The organism is Pseudomonas vranovensis DSM 16006, assembly GCF_000425805.1.
GTDB lineage: Bacteria > Pseudomonadota > Gammaproteobacteria > Pseudomonadales > Pseudomonadaceae > Aquipseudomonas > Aquipseudomonas vranovensis.
The window spans coordinates 71,016-85,978 of sequence record NZ_AUED01000012.1 but is presented as its reverse complement, the minus strand read 5'-3'; the positions used below and the strand labels follow the sequence as shown (position 1 = coordinate 85,978).

At 61.6% G+C, this 14,963-nt stretch carries 15 protein-coding genes; 4 read left to right on the top strand and 11 right to left on the bottom strand.

Annotated features, from left to right (window positions below):
* Nucleotides 1-14: 14 nt before the first annotated feature.
* Entirely contained in the window at nucleotides 15-458 is a 444-nt protein-coding gene (gene cadR / locus H621_RS0113275) for a Cd(II)/Pb(II)-responsive transcriptional regulator (protein ID WP_028943868.1), read from the top strand.
* A gap of 130 nt (nucleotides 459-588) precedes the next feature.
* On the opposite strand, the gene H621_RS0113270 is transcribed toward cadR, so the two are convergent.
* The 3 genes from H621_RS0113270 to H621_RS0113260 are packed head-to-tail and all read right to left on the bottom strand — an operon-like array spanning nucleotide 589 to nucleotide 3,214.
* Nucleotides 589-1,560 carry a thymidylate synthase gene (locus tag H621_RS0113270; protein WP_028943867.1) on the bottom strand — a complete coding sequence of 324 codons (972 nt, stop codon included), beginning with the start codon at nucleotides 1,558-1,560 and terminating at the stop codon, nucleotides 589-591.
* A 47-nt stretch (nucleotides 1,561-1,607) separates the two neighbouring features.
* Nucleotides 1,608-2,417 (bottom strand): prolipoprotein diacylglyceryl transferase, encoded by an 810-nt coding sequence (gene lgt / locus H621_RS0113265; RefSeq protein WP_028943866.1) that lies wholly within the window; start codon nucleotides 2,415-2,417, stop codon nucleotides 1,608-1,610.
* Between the two features lie 14 nt (nucleotides 2,418-2,431).
* Entirely contained in the window at nucleotides 2,432-3,214 is a 783-nt protein-coding gene (locus tag H621_RS0113260; RefSeq protein ID WP_028943865.1) for a sulfite exporter TauE/SafE family protein, read from the bottom strand.
* A gap of 130 nt (nucleotides 3,215-3,344) precedes the next feature.
* Here H621_RS0113260 and H621_RS0113255 point away from each other — a divergent pair, with 130 nt between their 5' ends.
* Nucleotides 3,345-4,091 carry an NRDE family protein gene (locus H621_RS0113255; protein ID WP_028943864.1) on the top strand — a complete coding sequence of 249 codons (747 nt, stop codon included), beginning with the start codon at nucleotides 3,345-3,347 and terminating at the stop codon, nucleotides 4,089-4,091.
* A 57-nt stretch (nucleotides 4,092-4,148) separates the two neighbouring features.
* On the opposite strand, the gene ptsP is transcribed toward H621_RS0113255, so the two are convergent.
* Entirely contained in the window at nucleotides 4,149-6,428 is a 2,280-nt protein-coding gene (gene ptsP / locus H621_RS0113250) for a phosphoenolpyruvate--protein phosphotransferase (RefSeq protein WP_028943863.1), read from the bottom strand.
* 22 nt (nucleotides 6,429-6,450) lie between these two features.
* Nucleotides 6,451-6,930: an RNA pyrophosphohydrolase gene (locus H621_RS0113245; protein WP_010222140.1), complete on the bottom strand. Its 480-nt coding sequence runs from the start codon at nucleotides 6,928-6,930 to the stop codon at nucleotides 6,451-6,453.
* A 140-nt stretch (nucleotides 6,931-7,070) separates the two neighbouring features.
* Between H621_RS0113245 and H621_RS0113240 the strand changes: the two genes are divergently transcribed.
* On the top strand, nucleotides 7,071-7,727 hold the full coding sequence (locus H621_RS0113240; RefSeq protein WP_028943862.1) for a histidinol-phosphatase: 657 nt from the start codon (nucleotides 7,071-7,073) through the stop codon (nucleotides 7,725-7,727).
* Between the two features lie 68 nt (nucleotides 7,728-7,795).
* On the opposite strand, the gene H621_RS0113235 is transcribed toward H621_RS0113240, so the two are convergent.
* The gene (locus H621_RS0113235; RefSeq protein WP_028943861.1) at nucleotides 7,796-8,224 is read right to left on the bottom strand and encodes a DUF2269 domain-containing protein; all 429 of its coding nucleotides are present in this window, start codon (nucleotides 8,222-8,224) and stop codon (nucleotides 7,796-7,798) included.
* 39 nt (nucleotides 8,225-8,263) lie between these two features.
* The gene (gene ilvA / locus H621_RS0113230) at nucleotides 8,264-9,778 is read right to left on the bottom strand and encodes a threonine ammonia-lyase, biosynthetic (RefSeq protein WP_028943860.1); all 1,515 of its coding nucleotides are present in this window, start codon (nucleotides 9,776-9,778) and stop codon (nucleotides 8,264-8,266) included.
* Nucleotides 9,779-9,914: 136 nt separating this feature from the next.
* Between ilvA and rpiA the strand changes: the two genes are divergently transcribed.
* Entirely contained in the window at nucleotides 9,915-10,586 is a 672-nt protein-coding gene (gene rpiA, locus H621_RS0113225; RefSeq protein WP_028943859.1) for a ribose-5-phosphate isomerase RpiA, read from the top strand.
* A 57-nt stretch (nucleotides 10,587-10,643) separates the two neighbouring features.
* On the opposite strand, the gene H621_RS0113220 is transcribed toward rpiA, so the two are convergent.
* From H621_RS0113220 to H621_RS0113205, 4 genes are all read right to left on the bottom strand, one after another.
* A complete protein-coding gene (locus H621_RS0113220; protein WP_028943858.1) occupies nucleotides 10,644-11,555 on the bottom strand; it encodes an SdiA-regulated domain-containing protein in 912 nt (303 codons plus the stop codon).
* An 85-nt stretch (nucleotides 11,556-11,640) separates the two neighbouring features.
* Nucleotides 11,641-12,573 (bottom strand): SdiA-regulated domain-containing protein, encoded by a 933-nt coding sequence (locus tag H621_RS0113215; protein ID WP_028943857.1) that lies wholly within the window; start codon nucleotides 12,571-12,573, stop codon nucleotides 11,641-11,643.
* 157 nt (nucleotides 12,574-12,730) lie between these two features.
* Nucleotides 12,731-13,396 (bottom strand): fumarylacetoacetate hydrolase family protein, encoded by a 666-nt coding sequence (locus H621_RS0113210; protein ID WP_028943856.1) that lies wholly within the window; start codon nucleotides 13,394-13,396, stop codon nucleotides 12,731-12,733.
* A 41-nt stretch (nucleotides 13,397-13,437) separates the two neighbouring features.
* Nucleotides 13,438-14,835 (bottom strand): FAD-binding oxidoreductase, encoded by a 1,398-nt coding sequence (locus H621_RS0113205; protein WP_028943855.1) that lies wholly within the window; start codon nucleotides 14,833-14,835, stop codon nucleotides 13,438-13,440.
* Between the last annotated feature and the right edge of the window lie 128 nt (nucleotides 14,836-14,963).

The following is a 14,963-nucleotide window of genomic DNA, read 5'->3' as shown; positions in this document are numbered from 1 at the left end:
CGAGGTATTTGCAGATGAAGATCGGAGAACTGGCCAAGGCCACCGATTGCGCCGTGGAAACCATTCGCTACTACGAGCGGGAGAACCTGCTGCCGGAACCGGCACGCAGCGAGGGCAACTACCGGATGTACACCCAGGCCCATGTGGAGCGCCTGACCTTCATCCGCAACTGCCGCACCCTGGACATGACTCTGGAGGAAATCCGCAGCCTGCTGCGCCTGCGCGACAGCCCGGAGGATCAATGCGAAAGTGTGAATGCGCTGATCGACGAGCATATCCAGCACGTCAAGGCGCGAATCGATGGGTTGCAGGCCTTGCAGGCGCAACTGCTGGAACTGCGCCAGCACTGTCATCCCAAGGAGGTACAGTGCTCGATCCTGCAGCATCTGGAGGTCAATGGCGCGGTGACTGCTCCGGAAGCGGAGCATTCCCACGTAGGTCGCAGCCACGGCCATTGATTGGAAAGCGGGATGGCGACTGCTGTGCAGTCGATCACAGCCTCGTTCCTCGCCAGCGGCCACAGGCCAACCCCGTGTAGCCGCTGGCGACAGCCTGCGATCGGCCGCGCAGCGGTCGTGATTACCGTATTCAGACCGCCATCGGCGCCGTCATTGGCGCGTGGTGCTCGTAGCCTTCGAGGCTGAAGTCACTCGGCTCGATCTTCTCCAGCCACTCCGGCTCGTACTTGCCGGTCTTGGCGAACTCAGGCACTCGATCACTGATCACCAGTTTCGGCGCGGCCAGCGGCTCTCGCTTAAGCTGCTCGTTGAGCATGTCCAGGTGGTTTTCGTACACGTGCGCATCACCGATGAAGTAGGTGAACCAGCGCGGCGTGTAGCCAGTCAGGCGACCTACCAGCGACAGCAGCGCCGCGCCCTCGGTGAGGTTGAACGGCGTGCCCAGGCCCAGGTCGTTGGAGCGGATATAGAGGGTCAGGGAAATTTCCCGGGTCTCTACATTGGGGTGGAACTGGTACAGCAGGTGGCACGGTGGCAGGGCCATTTCGTCGAGCTGGGCGCAGTTCCAGCCGTGGAACAGGATGCGGCGGCTGCCCGGGTCGTTGATGATGGTGTCGACGCACTGGCGAATTTGGTCGATGGCCTTGTACAGCACCACGAAGGCTTCGCCGTCTTCTTCGGCCTGGGCAATCTGCTGGAAGCCCTGGCTCTGGGCCAGTTCGATCGCAGCCGGGTTGCTCAGCGGGATGCGCTTGTAGGCCGGCCACTGGCGCCATTGCACGCCGTAGATCTCGCCAAGGTCGTCATGCCCCTGGCGGAACGGGTTGGCCAGCCACTGGGCGTTTTCGTTGGCGTTCTGGTCCCATACCTTGCAGCCCAGTTCGCGGAACTCGCCGGCATGCTTCACGCCGCGCAGGAAGCCGACCATCTCGCCGATGGCCGACTTGAACGCCAGCTTGCGGGTGGTGATGGCCGGGAAGCCTTTCTGCAGGTCGAAGCGCAGCATGGCGCCCGGCAGGCTGATGGTACGGACACCGGTACGGTTACCCTGCAGGGTGCCGTTTTCGATCACATCGCGGACCAGATCTAGATACTGTTTCATGGCTTACCTGTAGCAAAGACGGCAGGGGATCACCCTGCCGTGGAAAATCAAACGGCGGCCTTGGCCGTGGGTTTGCGGTTGTAGGCCCACCAGATCAGGCCGATGCCACCGAGAATCATCGGCACGCAGAGCAACTGACCCATGGTCAACCAGCCGAAGGCGATGTAGCCCAGCTGGGCATCGGGAACCCGCACAAACTCGACGATGAAGCGGAAGATGCCGTAGAACAGCGCGAACATGCCGGATACGGCCATGGTCGGACGCGGTTTACGCGAGTACAGCCAAAGGATCAGGAATAATGCCACACCTTCCAGGGCGAACTGGTACAGCTGCGACGGGTGACGCGGCAGTTGGGCCGGATCGCTGAACGGCGGGAAGACCATGGCCCACGGCACATCGGTCGCCTTGCCCCACAATTCGGCGTTGATGAAGTTGCCGATACGCCCGGCGCCCAGGCCGATCGGCACCAGCGGCGCGACAAAATCCATCAGTTCGAAGAACGACTTGTTGTTGCGCTTGCCGAACCACAAGGCCGCCAACATCACGCCGATAAAGCCGCCGTGGAACGACATGCCGCCCTTCCATACCTCGAAGATCAGCGCCGGGTTGGCCAGGTACGCGTGCAGGTCATAGAACAGCACGTAGCCAAGCCGCCCGCCGACGATCACCCCCATCGACAGCCAGAACACCAGATCGGAGAGTTTCTCGCGGCTCCAGGTCGGGTCGAAGCGGTTGAGTCGGCGCGACGCCAGCAGCCAGGCGCCGCCAATGCCGATCAGGTACATCAGGCCGTACCAATGGATTTTCAGCGGACCCAGGGCAATGGCCACTGGATCGATCTGCGGGTAAGGCAGCATGGTGACTCCTCTCGTTAAAGCAAAAAGCTTAAGCCCACGCAAAACAGCAGCGCGGCGAACAGCCGTTTCAGCAGGCGTGGCGACAGCTTGTGCGCCAGTCGCGCGCCGAAGCGGGCAAAAAACATACTGGTCAGGGCAATCCCCAGCAGTGCGGGCAAATACACAAAGCCCAGGCTATGGTCGGGCAGGTGCGGGTCGTGCCAGCCCAACCAGATAAAGCTCAGGGCGCTGGCCACGGCAATCGGAAAACCGCAGGCCGAGGACGTCGCCACCGCTTGCTGCATGGGCAGGCTGCGCCAGGTCAGGAATGGCACGGTCAACGACCCGCCACCGATACCGAAGATCGCCGAGGCCCAGCCGATCACACCACCGGCCGCCGTCAGCCCGGGCTTGCCAGGAATGCCGCGACTGGCCTTGGGTTTGAGGTCCAGGGCCATCTGCGCGGCGATCACCAGGGCAAAGATGCCGATGATCTTTTGCAGCATCGGGCCCTGGATTGCCGATGCGGTCTTGGCGCCGATACCGGCGCCGACCAGGATACCCAGGGTCATCCAGACGAAAATCGGCCACTGCACTGCACCTTTGCGATGGTGCTCGCGAATGGCATTGACCGAGGTAAAGACAATGGTCGCCAGGGAAGTACCCACCGCCAAGTGAGTCAGCACCGAGGTATCGAAGCCCTGCAGGGTGAAACTGAACACCAGCACCGGCACGATGATGATGCCGCCGCCCACGCCGAACAGCCCGGCCAGCACGCCTGCACAGGCGCCCAGCAGCAGATAGAGCACGAATTCCATTGTCGCCCCCGTAAATTCAGTCCGGCATGGTAACGGAAGGTAGGCCTGTGGCTCTAGTGAAGACACATGAAGTCGATGGAACCGGCAGGACGCTATCGGTAGAGTGGGTAAAAAACACAGAGGCCCACCTATGTGCCTGATCGTTTTCGCCTGGCGGCCGGGGCATGCCCAGCCGCTGATCGTCGCGGCCAACCGCGATGAGTTCTACGCCCGCCCGAGCCGTGTGCTTGAGGCCTGGGACGATGCGCCAGGGGTCTATGCCGGGCGCGACCTGGAAGCGGGCGGCACCTGGCTGGGCGTGGGCCCGGCAGGTCGTTTCGCGGCGCTGACCAACATCCGCGACCCGCACCAGGCCCAGGGCGCCCGCTCACGGGGCGAACTGGTGGCGGCGTTTTTGCGCGGGAAGCTGGGGGTCGAGGCCTACCTGGACCAGGTGGCCAGCCACAGCCAGCACTATTCGGGGTTCAACCTGCTGGTGGCTGATGGCGGGCAGCTGGGGTATCTGAATGCCCGCGAAGCGGCGCCGCAACTACTGAGTGAGGGCGTGTACGGGCTCTCCAATGCTGGCCTGGATACACCGTGGCCAAAGCTGGTCAAGGCACGAACGAGCTTGCAGCAGCACCTGGCCGACCCTCAACCTGAAGCGCTACTGGACCTGCTGGGGGATAACCTGCAGGCGGCAGATGCAGAACTGCCGGAAACCGGGGTGGGGATGAGTACTGAGCGGTTGCTGTCGAGTGTGTTCATTGCCAGCCAGAACTACGGTACGCGGGCGAGTACTGTGCTGATTGTCGAGGCGGATGGTCGGCGGAGGATGGTCGAGCGCAGCTTCGGGCCGTTCGGGGGGCACTTGGGCGAGGTGGGTTTGCAGCTTTGACACAATCGCGGGGCAAGCCCGCTCCTACCGGTGTAGGAGCGGGCTTGCCCCGCGATGTCACAAGGTCTTCGACGACCCTGGATTGATCATCCGCGCCAGCCCCAGGTTCTTCAGGGCCAATTGCAGCGAGCTGTGGATAACTTGCGGGTTGTCGATACCCATGGCCTGGGCCAACAATTCCTGGGATTTGCTCAGGCTCACCTGACGCAGCATCCATTTCACCTTCGGCAAGTTGGTGGCGTTCATCGACAGGCTGTCAAAGCCCATGGCCATCAACAACACCGCCGCTGCCGGATCGCCGGCCATCTCGCCGCAGATACTCACCGGCTTGCCTTCGGCATGGGCATCACGCACCACGTTCTGCAGTGCCTGCAGGACTGCCGGGTGCAAGTAGTCATAGAGGTCGGCGACACGCGGGTTGTTGCGGTCCACCGCCAACAGGTACTGGGTCAGGTCGTTGGAGCCGACCGACAGGAAGTCCACTTGGCGCGCCAGCTCGCGGGTCTGGTACACCGCTGCCGGGATCTCGATCATCACACCCACCGGCGGCATCGGCACGTCGGTGCCCTCGTCGCGCACTTCACCCCAGGCACGGTGGATCAGGTGCAGGGCTTCTTCGAGCTCGTGGATACCGGAAATCATCGGCAGCAGGATGCGCAGGTTGTTGAGGCCTTCACTGGCCTTGAGCATGGCGCGGGTCTGCACCAGGAAGATTTCCGGGTGGTCGAGGGTAACGCGGATACCGCGCCAGCCAAGGAAGGGGTTGTCTTCCTTGATCGGGAAATACGACAGCGCCTTGTCACCGCCGATGTCGAGGCTGCGCATGGTGACAGGCAACGGGTGAAAGGCCGCCAGTTGCTCGCGGTAGATCGCCAGTTGTTCCTTTTCGCTGGGGAAGCGCTGGTTGATCATGAACGGCACTTCGGTGCGGTACAGCCCTACCCCTTCGGCGCCACGCTGCTGGGCACGAGCCACGTCGGCGAGCAGGCCGGTGTTGACCCACAGCGGCATGCGGTGGCCATCGAGGGTGATGCACGGCAGTTCGCGCAGGGCATCGAGCCCCTGGGCCAGCTGGCGTTCTTCTTCGACCACTTCGGCATACTGCTTGCGCAGTACATCGCTGGGGTTGGTATAGACGTCGCCCTTGTAGCCATCGACGATCATGTCGATGCCATCGACCTTCGAGTACGGCAGGTCGACCAGGCCCATCACGGTGGGAATGCCCATGGCGCGGGCGAGGATTGCAACGTGGGAGTTGCCCGAGCCCAGTACCGACACCAGGCCCACCAGCTTGCCTTCCGGCACTTCGCCGAGCATGGCCGGGGTCAGCTCTTCGCTGATCAGAATGGTGTTGTCAGGGTAGACCAGCGTCTGATGCCTTGCCTCTTGCAGGTAGGCCAGCAGACGCCGGCCCAGATCCTTCACGTCGGAAGCCCTCTCGCGCAGGTAGGCATCGTCCATCAGTTCGAAGCGATTGACGTGCTCGGTCACGACCTGGCGCAGGGCACCCTGCGCCCACTGGCCGGTCTTGATCACCTGCGCCACTTCACCGCCCAGGGCCGCGTCATCGAGCATCATCAGGTAGACGTCGAACAGCGCGCGCTCTTCCGGGCGTAACTGGGTGGCCAGTTTGGCGGAGAGGTTGCGCATGTCTTCGCGCACCCCTTCCAGGGCGTTATTGAACAGCTGGAGTTCGGCGTCGATGTCATCGACGGTCTTGTCGGGCACCACGTCGAGATCGGCCGGCGGCAGCATGACCACCGCCTTGCCCACCGCCGCACCGGGCGAACCTGGCACACCGACGAACTTGGCTTCCTGGATACCCTTGCCCTGACGACCAAGGCCACGGATCGATCCCGTGGCCTCGGCATGGGCAATAACGCCGGCGAGCTGGGCGCTCATGGTCACCAGAAAGGCTTCTTCGCCCTCGTCGAACTGGCGACGTTCCTTTTGCTGGATAACCAGCACCCCCACCACACGCCGGTGGTGGATGATCGGCGCACCAAGGAATGAAGCGAAGCGTTCTTCACCCGTTTCGGCAAAGTAGCGATAACGCGGGTGGTCGGCGGCGTGTTCCAGGTTCAGTGGCTCTTCGCGGGTGCCGACCAGGCCGACCAGGCCCTCGTTGGGTGCCATGCTGACCTTGCCGATCGAGCGCTTGTTCAAGCCCTCGGTGGCCATCAGCACGAAACGGTTGGATTCCGGATCAAGCAGATAGACGGAGCAGACCTGACTGCCCATGGCCTCTTTTACGCGCAACACAATGATCCCCAACGCCGTCTTGAGATCCTTGGCGGAGTTAACTTCCTGGACGATCTTGCGCAGCGTATTGAGCATGGCTCGGGGTCGAACTCCGTCGTCAGTCGCGCGCCAGCAGGCGCGGGGCAAGCTCTTTGAGAGCGCGGCGGTAAACCTCGCGCTTGAATGTCACCACCTGGCCCAGCGGATACCAATAACTGACCCAACGCCAGCCATCGAACTCCGGTTTCCCGGTCAGATCCATCCGCACCCGCTGCTCGTTGGAGACCAGGCGCAGGAGAAACCACTTTTGCTTCTGGCCGATGCACAGCGGTTGGCTATGGGTACGGACCAGACGTTGGGGTAAACGATAACGCAACCAGCCGCGGGTGCAGGCAAGAATTTCAACATCATCCCGCTCAAGCCCCACTTCTTCGTTCAGCTCGCGGTACAGGGCATCTTCCGGCGTTTCTTCAGGATTGATCCCACCCTGGGGAAACTGCCAGGCATCCTGGTTGATCCGTCGAGCCCATAGCACCTGCCCAAGATCATTCGTCAGAATGATCCCGACATTGGGGCGAAAACCATCGGGGTCGATCACGGCAGCAACCTCGCAAACGCATGTCACGGCATTGTTCCACAAAGGCCACAAGGCCAGCAACGCGCCTGTTTACCTTATGTGCATCGTTGTGAAAAGTCCGTATTCTGTGGGCCTTTTCAGATGTTATGCGAGTGACTTCAATGCGCCTGGCTTTATTCGATCTGGACAATACCCTCCTTGGCGGCGACAGCGATCACGCCTGGGGGGACTACCTCTGCGCCCGCGGGATTCTCGACCCGGTGGAGTACCAGAACCGCAACGATGCCTTCTACCAGGACTACCTGGCTGGCAAGCTGGACCTGGATGCCTACCTGAACTTCAGCCTGGAGATCCTGGCCGCGACTGACATGGCGCAACTCGACGAATGGCATCGTGACTTCATGCGGGACTGCGTCGAGCCGATCGTTCAGCCCAAGGCACTGGCGCTATTGAAGAAGCACCGCGACGCTGGCGACAAGCTGGTGATCATCACCGCCACCAACCGCTTCATTACCGGCCCGATTGCCAAGCGCCTGGACGTCGAGACCCTGCTGGCCACCGAATGCGAGATGGTTGATGGTCGCTACACCGGACGCAGCACAGATGTACCGTGCTTCCGTGAAGGCAAGGTGACGCGCCTGAACCGCTGGTTGGAAGAGAACGGCCATAACCTGGACGGCAGCTACTTCTATAGCGATTCGATGAACGACCTGCCGCTACTGGAGCAAGTGGCCAACCCGGTGGCGGTCGATCCTGATCCGAACCTGCGTGCCGAGGCCGAGAAGCGCGGCTGGCCGGTGATCAGCCTGCGCGATTGAGGTGAAGGTGATCGCGGGGCAAGCCCGCTCCCACACTGTAGGAGCGGGCTTGCCCCGCGATGCATTGGTCAGACCGGCTTAGCGCCCATCAACCCCGCAATGGCGATAAAACACACCCCACTGAACACCGCCAGCGCCAGGGTGAACTTCGGGCTACCCGCTCCCGGCTCGGTGCGTAGGCGATTGACCCGCGCCAGCAGCCAGAACCAGCTGAACGCACCCAAGGTGTAGATCACGCTGGAGCCCAGCACCCAGGTCTGGCCCAGCGGCCAGCCAATCAGGTGTACCAGCCACCAGCCGGTGAACGGCATGCTCACCAGGCTGATGCCCATCAACAACCAGACGAACACCAGCGGACGCTGCATCAAGCGGGTGGGGGCGGTGGCGTCGCCTTTGCGACGCGCCAGCCACGTCCAGATCGCCAGGCCCAGGGCACTGCCGAGCAGCACCACGGTGGCCAACACGTGCAGGGCTTTGAGAGTGGTCAGGTGTTCCATGTCATTTGCTTCCTTTTAGGCTGAACTGAGCTTAGCTGCTCAGCCCAGGAACAGCCGGTACGCCGGGTTATCGGTTTCATCCCAGTACGGATAGCCGATCTTGGCCAGCGCCGCCGGCACCAGGTGGCGCTCATCATCCGGAACCTGCAGGCCGGCTACCACGCGACCATCGGCCGCACCGTGGTTGCGGTAGTGGAACATCGAAATGTTCCAGCGACCGCCCAGCTTGTTGAGGAAGTTGAACAATGCCCCCGGACGCTCCGGGAATTCAAAGCGCAGCACCAGTTCGTCACTGACCCGCGCCGCATGACCGCCGACCATGTGGCGGATGTGCAACTTGGCCAGTTCGTTGTCGGTCAGGTCGAGCACCGGAAAGCCCTGTTCGGTCAGGCTCTGGATCAGCGCACTGCGCGGATCGGTATCCGGGTGGGTCTGCACACCGACGAAAATGTGCGCCTCGCCATCGGCGTGGTAACGGTAGTTGAACTCGGTGATCTGGCGCTTGCCGATGGCTTCGCAGAACGCCTTGAAGCTGCCCGGCTGCTCGGGAATGGTGACCGCGATGATAGCTTCGCGGCCCTCGCCCAGCTCGGCCCGTTCGGCAACGTGGCGCAGGCGGTCGAAGTTGACGTTGGCACCCGAATCGATGGCCACCAGGGTCTGCCCGCCGACACCCTTGAGCTCGACGTACTTCTTGATCCCGGCGACGCCCAGCGCGCCAGCAGGTTCGGTGATCGAGCGGGTATCGTCGTAGATATCCTTGATTGCCGCGCAGATTTCATCGGTACTCACGGTCACCACCTCGTCGACATACTGCTTGCAGATGTCGAAGGTGTGCTGACCGATCTGCGCCACCGCCACGCCGTCGGCGAACAGCCCGACCTGGGGCAGCACCACCCGCTCACCGGCGGCCATGGCAGCCTGCAGGCAGTTGGAGTCATCCGGCTCGACGCCGATCACCTTGATCTCTGGGCGCAGGTATTTCACGTAGGCGGCAATGCCCGCAATCAGCCCGCCGCCGCCGACCGGTACAAAGATCGCATCCAACTGGCCCGGGTGCTGGCGCAAAATCTCCATGGCCACCGTGCCCTGCCCGGCAATGGTGTGCGGATCGTCGTAGGGGTGGATATAAACGAAGCCTTTTTCCTCGACCAGCTTGAGCGAATAAGCCAGCGCATCAGGGAAGGAGTCACCGTGCAGCACTACCTTGCCACCGCGCGAACGCACGCCTTCGACCTTGATCTCCGGAGTGGTCTTGGGCATCACGATGGTCGCCTTGATCCCCAACTCCCGCGCCGCCAGGGCCACGCCCTGGGCATGATTGCCCGCCGAGGCCGTGACTACGCCACGGGCCAGTTCTTCCGGGGTCAGCTGCGCCAGCTTGTTGTAGGCACCACGAATCTTGAAGGAAAACACCGGCTGCAAGTCTTCGCGCTTGAGCAGGATGTTGTTGCCCAGGCGCTTGCTCAGTTGGCCGGCTGTCTGCAACGGGGTTTCGACCGCAACGTCGTAAACGCGCGAGGTGAGGATCTTCTTGACGTACTGTTCGAGCATCGGGAAAGCATCACTGGGCGGTTGGGCGGGGGCTTGGAGTCTACCCCAGCGCCCCGTCGGGCGACCACAGCAAGTCTGCGGTTTTAGCCGCTATACTACGCGCCTTCACGATACTCCTCCCCGCTTCGGAGCCCGCATGACCCAGGACCAACTCAAACAGGCTGTCGCCCAGGCCGCTGTCGACTTCATTCTGCCCAAGCTCGACGACAAGAGCATCGTCGGCGTCGGCACCGGCTCGACCGCCAACTGTTTCATCGATGCCCTGGCCAAGCACAAGACCGCCTTCGACGGCGCGGTCGCCAGCTCCGAAGCCACCGCCGCGCGCCTGAAGGGCCACGGTATTCCGGTCTATGAACTGAACACCGTCAGCGACCTGGAGTTCTATGTCGACGGCGCCGACGAGAGCGACGAGCACCTGAACCTGATCAAGGGTGGCGGTGCAGCCCTGACCCGCGAGAAAATCGTTGCTGCCGTGGCCAAGACTTTCATCTGCATCGCCGACGCCAGCAAATTGGTGCCGGTGCTTGGCGCTTTCCCGCTGCCGGTCGAAGTCATCCCGATGGCCCGCAGCCATGTCGCGCGCCAGTTGGTCAAGCTAGGCGGCGACCCTGTTTATCGCGAGGGTGTAGTGACCGACAACGGCAACATCATCCTTGATGTGTACAACATGCAGATCACCAACCCGGTGGAGCTGGAACGCCAGATCAACGCCATCGTCGGCGTGGTCACCAACGGCCTGTTCGCGGCGCGGCCGGCGGACCTGCTGCTGTTGGGCACGGCTGAAGGTGTGAAAACGCTCAAAGCCTGAAGCATCGCGGGGCAAGCCCGCTCCCACATGTGGGAGCGGGCTTGCCCCGCGATACGGTCAGTCAGTCGGCTTCTTGAACACGTAGAACAGGTTCGGCTCACTGACCAGGTAGATGGTCCCGGCATCGTCCATGGCGATGCCTTCGGCCTGGGGCACGCTCTTCTCCAGTCCCTGGAAACCCTTGCGCAACGACAGGCTGCTCAGGGGCTTGCCGGTGGTATCGAGCTCCAGCACCAACTGCGACTCATCCGACAAGGCCAGCAAGTGGCCGCTGCGCTCGTCAAACTGCAAGCTCGACAGGTCACGCACGAACAATCGCGAATCACGCTTGCGGTCCTGCACTACGTGTACCGCATAGGGCTGCTCGGGGTTGTCATGGGGAAAACCATGCACTTCGTAGATCAGCATCGGGTCGCGCTCCTTGGCCACGAACAGGCGCTTGCCCTTCGAGTCATAGGCAAGCCCTTCAAAACCCTTGTTGCCGTTCAGGCCAATGCCCAGGCTCAGCTGTTCGGAGTCATTGGCATCGAGAAACAGCGTGGTGTCGTCAACCCGCACACGGATCAGGCGCTGCTCGCGCTCATCGGTAATCACATAGCTGCCGGGGCCTACATACTCCACCGCCTCGGGATCGCCGAAACCGGTCAACGGTACGCGCCGCAAGATACGCCCGTCCAGCGACAGCTCGATCAGCTCAGGCTGCTTGTTGGTAACGGTGAACAAGCTGTTGCGATCCGGGTCGAAGGTCAGCGCGGAAATGTCTTCATCCAGCCCGTCGATGGGCTTGGCCTGAAGGACCACGCGGTACTGATCAAGCCCCATGCTCTGCTCGGCCGGCTGCCACCAGCTCTTGAGGTTGAACCAACCTCGCTCATACAGACGGTAATGCTGCCCCGCTACTGCAAGCAGAAGCAGGGCGATCAGGCTGACAACCAGGGCAATCAGGGGCAGGCGGATGTAGCGGCGCATTCAGGGGGACTCGATGGGTGACAGCCTGAATCAAACCACATTCAACTGAAGCCAAACTTAAAAGCTGCGTAGGAATTGTCTCAATTCAAGGCTTTTTGAAACGATAGAACAGATCCGGCTCGCTGACGATGTACAGCGTGCCATGTTCATCCATCGCCACGCCTTCGGCACGTGGAATACGCTTGCTCAAGCCATTGAAGCCGCCGAGCAGGGTCATGAAACTGACTTGCTCGCCCTTCTCGTCCAGTTCCAGCAGCATGTTGGAGTCTGCCGACAGCACCAGCAGGTGGCCGGTGCGCGGGTCTACACCCAGCGCCGAGAGGTTGCGCAGGTCCAGTTCGTCGCTTGGCAGCGATTGCTTGTCGCCCGCCAGCGGGCGCTTGCCATCGCTGGCCCAGGTGAACAGCGCCGGCGGACGTTCTTCGCCAAGGATAATGCGCTGCTGCGCCGGGTCCCAGGCTACCGCCTCGAAGGCCTTGTTCTGATTCTTTGAAGGACCGAGGTCATATTGCGGGAAGTCGGCGATGTTCAGCGACTGGGTGTCGGCGCCGAGGGTCACGATGGTCAATTTGTGATCACGCTCATCGACAATCGCCAGGCGACCCCCTTCGAGCACCGCCACACCTTCAGGGTTGCTCCACCCCACCAGCGGCATCTTGCGCAATACATCGCCGTCAAGGTTCAGTTCGACCAGGAAGGGGTTCTTGCCCATCACCGCGAACAACGTCTTGCTCACCGGGTTATAGGTCAGGTCGGACGCTTCGTCGTCTTCCATGCCCGGCAACACTTTGGCATCGATATCGACCTGATAATCCGGCAGCCAGATGCTGGCTTGCTGCTCGACCGGGGTTTCAAACCCTTCCTTTATCCACAGCAGCCCGCGATCGTCCCAGTGCATGGCAATCGCCACCCCATAACCAATGATGGCCGCTGCGGCCACCCAGGTTGACCAACGCAAGGCAAGCCCGCGCTTACGCGCAGAAGGCACGGTTTTACTGGAAGGAACGGGAGTGGCCATGGGGATCGATGCTCTTGTTTTTTGCCAGTTAATAACACATTACCGGCACGTTCACAGAGCCGAATCCGCAAGCATTATCCGGATTGATTGTGAAAAAAATGACAAAAGCCGACAGAGCGCATGGCAGCCAGCATCACTGGCTGCCATGAGGGAGGGGTTACAGCACTTTGCTTTCGAAACGGCTCGCGCCGGGCAGTTCCAGCACCAGCTCGTCGCCCGGATTGAGCGGCCCGACGCCAACCGGCGTACCGGTCAGGATCACATCGCCAGCCTGCAGGGTGAACTGCGAGGCCATGTGCTGGATCATCGGCACGATCGGGTTGAGCATCAGGGCGCTGTTGCCGTCCTGGCGCACCTCACCGTTGATGGTCAGGCGAATGCCGATATCGGCCAGGTCTTCAAAGGTGCCGCCCGATACGAAGGGCGCCAGCACACACGCACCGTCGAAGCACTTGGCGCGCTCCCACGGCAGGCCCTTGGCCTTGAGCTCGGCCTGGAGGTCACGCAGGGTCAGGTCCAGGGCCGGGGCGAAGCCGGAAATGGCGTCGAGCACTTCTTCCTCGCTCGGCTCAGGTGACAGCGATTTGCCCAGCAATACGGCAATCTCTGCCTCGTAATGCACCGAGCCGCGCTCGGTGGGGATCTTGAAGCCGCCATCCATCGGCACTACACAGCTGCCCGGCTTGATGAACAGCAAAGGTTCAGTGGGGATTGGGTTGTCCAGTTCCTTGGCGTGCTCGGCATAGTTGCGCCCGATGCACACCACCTTGCCCAGGGGAAAGTGAATACGCGTGCCGTCTACATACTGGTGCTGATAGCTCATTACCGACTCCTGGCGCTATTGGAAGCTCTTGTGCTTGTAACTCACTCGACCGCGAAGATTTTGCCGGGATTCATGATCCCGTTGGGGTCGAACACCGCCTTCACGGCTTTCATGTATTCGATTTCAGCGGGCGACCGGCTGTAGGTCAGGTAATCCCGCTTGGTCATGCCCACTCCATGTTCGGCAGAGATCGAGCCGTTGTACTTCTGCACGATCTCGAACACCCACTTGTTCACCGTGGCGCACTTGGCGAAGAACTCGTCCTTGCTCAGAGCGTCGGGCTTGAGGATGTTCAGGTGCAGGTTGCCGTCACCGATATGGCCGTACCAAACTACCTCGAAGTCCGGATAGTTCTGTTCGACGATCGCATCGATATCCCGGAGAAATGCCGGCACTTTCGAGACAGTCACCGAAATATCATTCTTGTACGGCGTCCAGTGCGAGATGGTTTCGGAGATGTACTCACGCAACTTCCAGAGGTTCTGCAACTGCTGCTCGCTCTGGCTCATCACCCCATCCAGCACCCAGCCTTGCTCCACGCAATGCTCGAACGTGGCGAGGGCGTCGTTGGCCACCGCTTCATTGCTGGCTTCGAACTCCAGCAGGGCATAGAACGGGCACGGCGTGTCGAAAGGCGCAGGCACATCGCCGCGACCCATGATCTTGGCCAGGGCCTTGTCGGAGAAGAATTCGAAGGCGGTGAGGTCGAGCTTGTCGCGAAAGGCGTGCAGCACCGGCATGATCGAGTCGAAATCAGGCGTGCCCAGCACCATCGCGGTGAGATTGTTTGGCGCACGGTCCAGGCGCATGGTCGCCTCGACCACAAAGCCCAGGGTGCCCTCGGCGCCGATGAACAGCTGGCGCAGGTCGTAGCCGGTGGCGTTCTTGATCAGGTCCTTGTTCAGCTCAAGCAGTTCGCCCTTGCCGGTGACCACTTTCAGGCCGGCGACCCAGTTGCGGGTCATGCCGTAGCGAATAACCTTGATACCGCCGGCATTGGTGCCGATATTGCCGCCAATCTGACTGGAACCTGCAGAGGCGAAGTCCACCGGGTAGTACAAGCCCTTGTCTTCGGCAAAGTTCTGCAACTGTTCGGTGACCACGCCGGGCTGGCAGACCACGGTGCGGTCGAATTCATCGAACGCCAGGATCTGGTTCATGTAATCGAACGACACGACTACTTCGCCATTGGCAGCCACCGCCGCCGCAGAAAGCCCGGTGCGGCCGCCCGACGGCACCAGGGCAACCTTGTGCTGGTTGGCCCAGCGGACGATGGCCTGGACCTGTTCGGTGCTCTTGGGAAATACGATAGCCCGCGGCGCCGGGGCGAAATGCTTGGTCCAATCCTTGCCATACGCTTCGAGAGAAGCCGCATCAGTCAGCATCTTGCCGGGCTCAACCAGGGTCATCAGCTCATCAAGCAACGCAGAATCGGTCATCGACAGAACTCTCGAACTATTCATAGTCACCCTGAGCACTCTTCACGTGCCAGGGATGGGCGTATCGGGGGGTACTCATGCTAGCATACGCCCCCCGCTGATCGTGCTTTGAGGCCGATACTGCGAGC

Coding starts and splice junctions, on each gene's coding strand:
- cadR (WP_028943868.1), top strand. CDS start 15: ATGAAGATCGGAGAACTGGCCAAGGCCACCGATTGCGCCGTGGAAACC.
- H621_RS0113270 (WP_028943867.1), bottom strand. CDS start 1,560: ATGAAACAGTATCTAGATCTGGTCCGCGATGTGATCGAAAACGGCACC.
- lgt (WP_028943866.1), bottom strand. CDS start 2,417: ATGCTGCCTTACCCGCAGATCGATCCAGTGGCCATTGCCCTGGGTCCG.
- H621_RS0113260 (WP_028943865.1), bottom strand. CDS start 3,214: ATGGAATTCGTGCTCTATCTGCTGCTGGGCGCCTGTGCAGGCGTGCTG.
- H621_RS0113255 (WP_028943864.1), top strand. CDS start 3,345: ATGTGCCTGATCGTTTTCGCCTGGCGGCCGGGGCATGCCCAGCCGCTG.
- ptsP (WP_028943863.1), bottom strand. CDS start 6,428: ATGCTCAATACGCTGCGCAAGATCGTCCAGGAAGTTAACTCCGCCAAG.
- H621_RS0113240 (WP_028943862.1), top strand. CDS start 7,071: ATGCGCCTGGCTTTATTCGATCTGGACAATACCCTCCTTGGCGGCGAC.
- H621_RS0113235 (WP_028943861.1), bottom strand. CDS start 8,224: ATGGAACACCTGACCACTCTCAAAGCCCTGCACGTGTTGGCCACCGTG.
- ilvA (WP_028943860.1), bottom strand. CDS start 9,778: ATGCTCGAACAGTACGTCAAGAAGATCCTCACCTCGCGCGTTTACGAC.
- rpiA (WP_028943859.1), top strand. CDS start 9,915: ATGACCCAGGACCAACTCAAACAGGCTGTCGCCCAGGCCGCTGTCGAC.
- H621_RS0113220 (WP_028943858.1), bottom strand. CDS start 11,555: ATGCGCCGCTACATCCGCCTGCCCCTGATTGCCCTGGTTGTCAGCCTG.
- H621_RS0113215 (WP_028943857.1), bottom strand. CDS start 12,573: ATGGCCACTCCCGTTCCTTCCAGTAAAACCGTGCCTTCTGCGCGTAAG.
- H621_RS0113210 (WP_028943856.1), bottom strand. CDS start 13,396: ATGAGCTATCAGCACCAGTATGTAGACGGCACGCGTATTCACTTTCCC.
- H621_RS0113205 (WP_028943855.1), bottom strand. CDS start 14,835: ATGACCGATTCTGCGTTGCTTGATGAGCTGATGACCCTGGTTGAGCCC.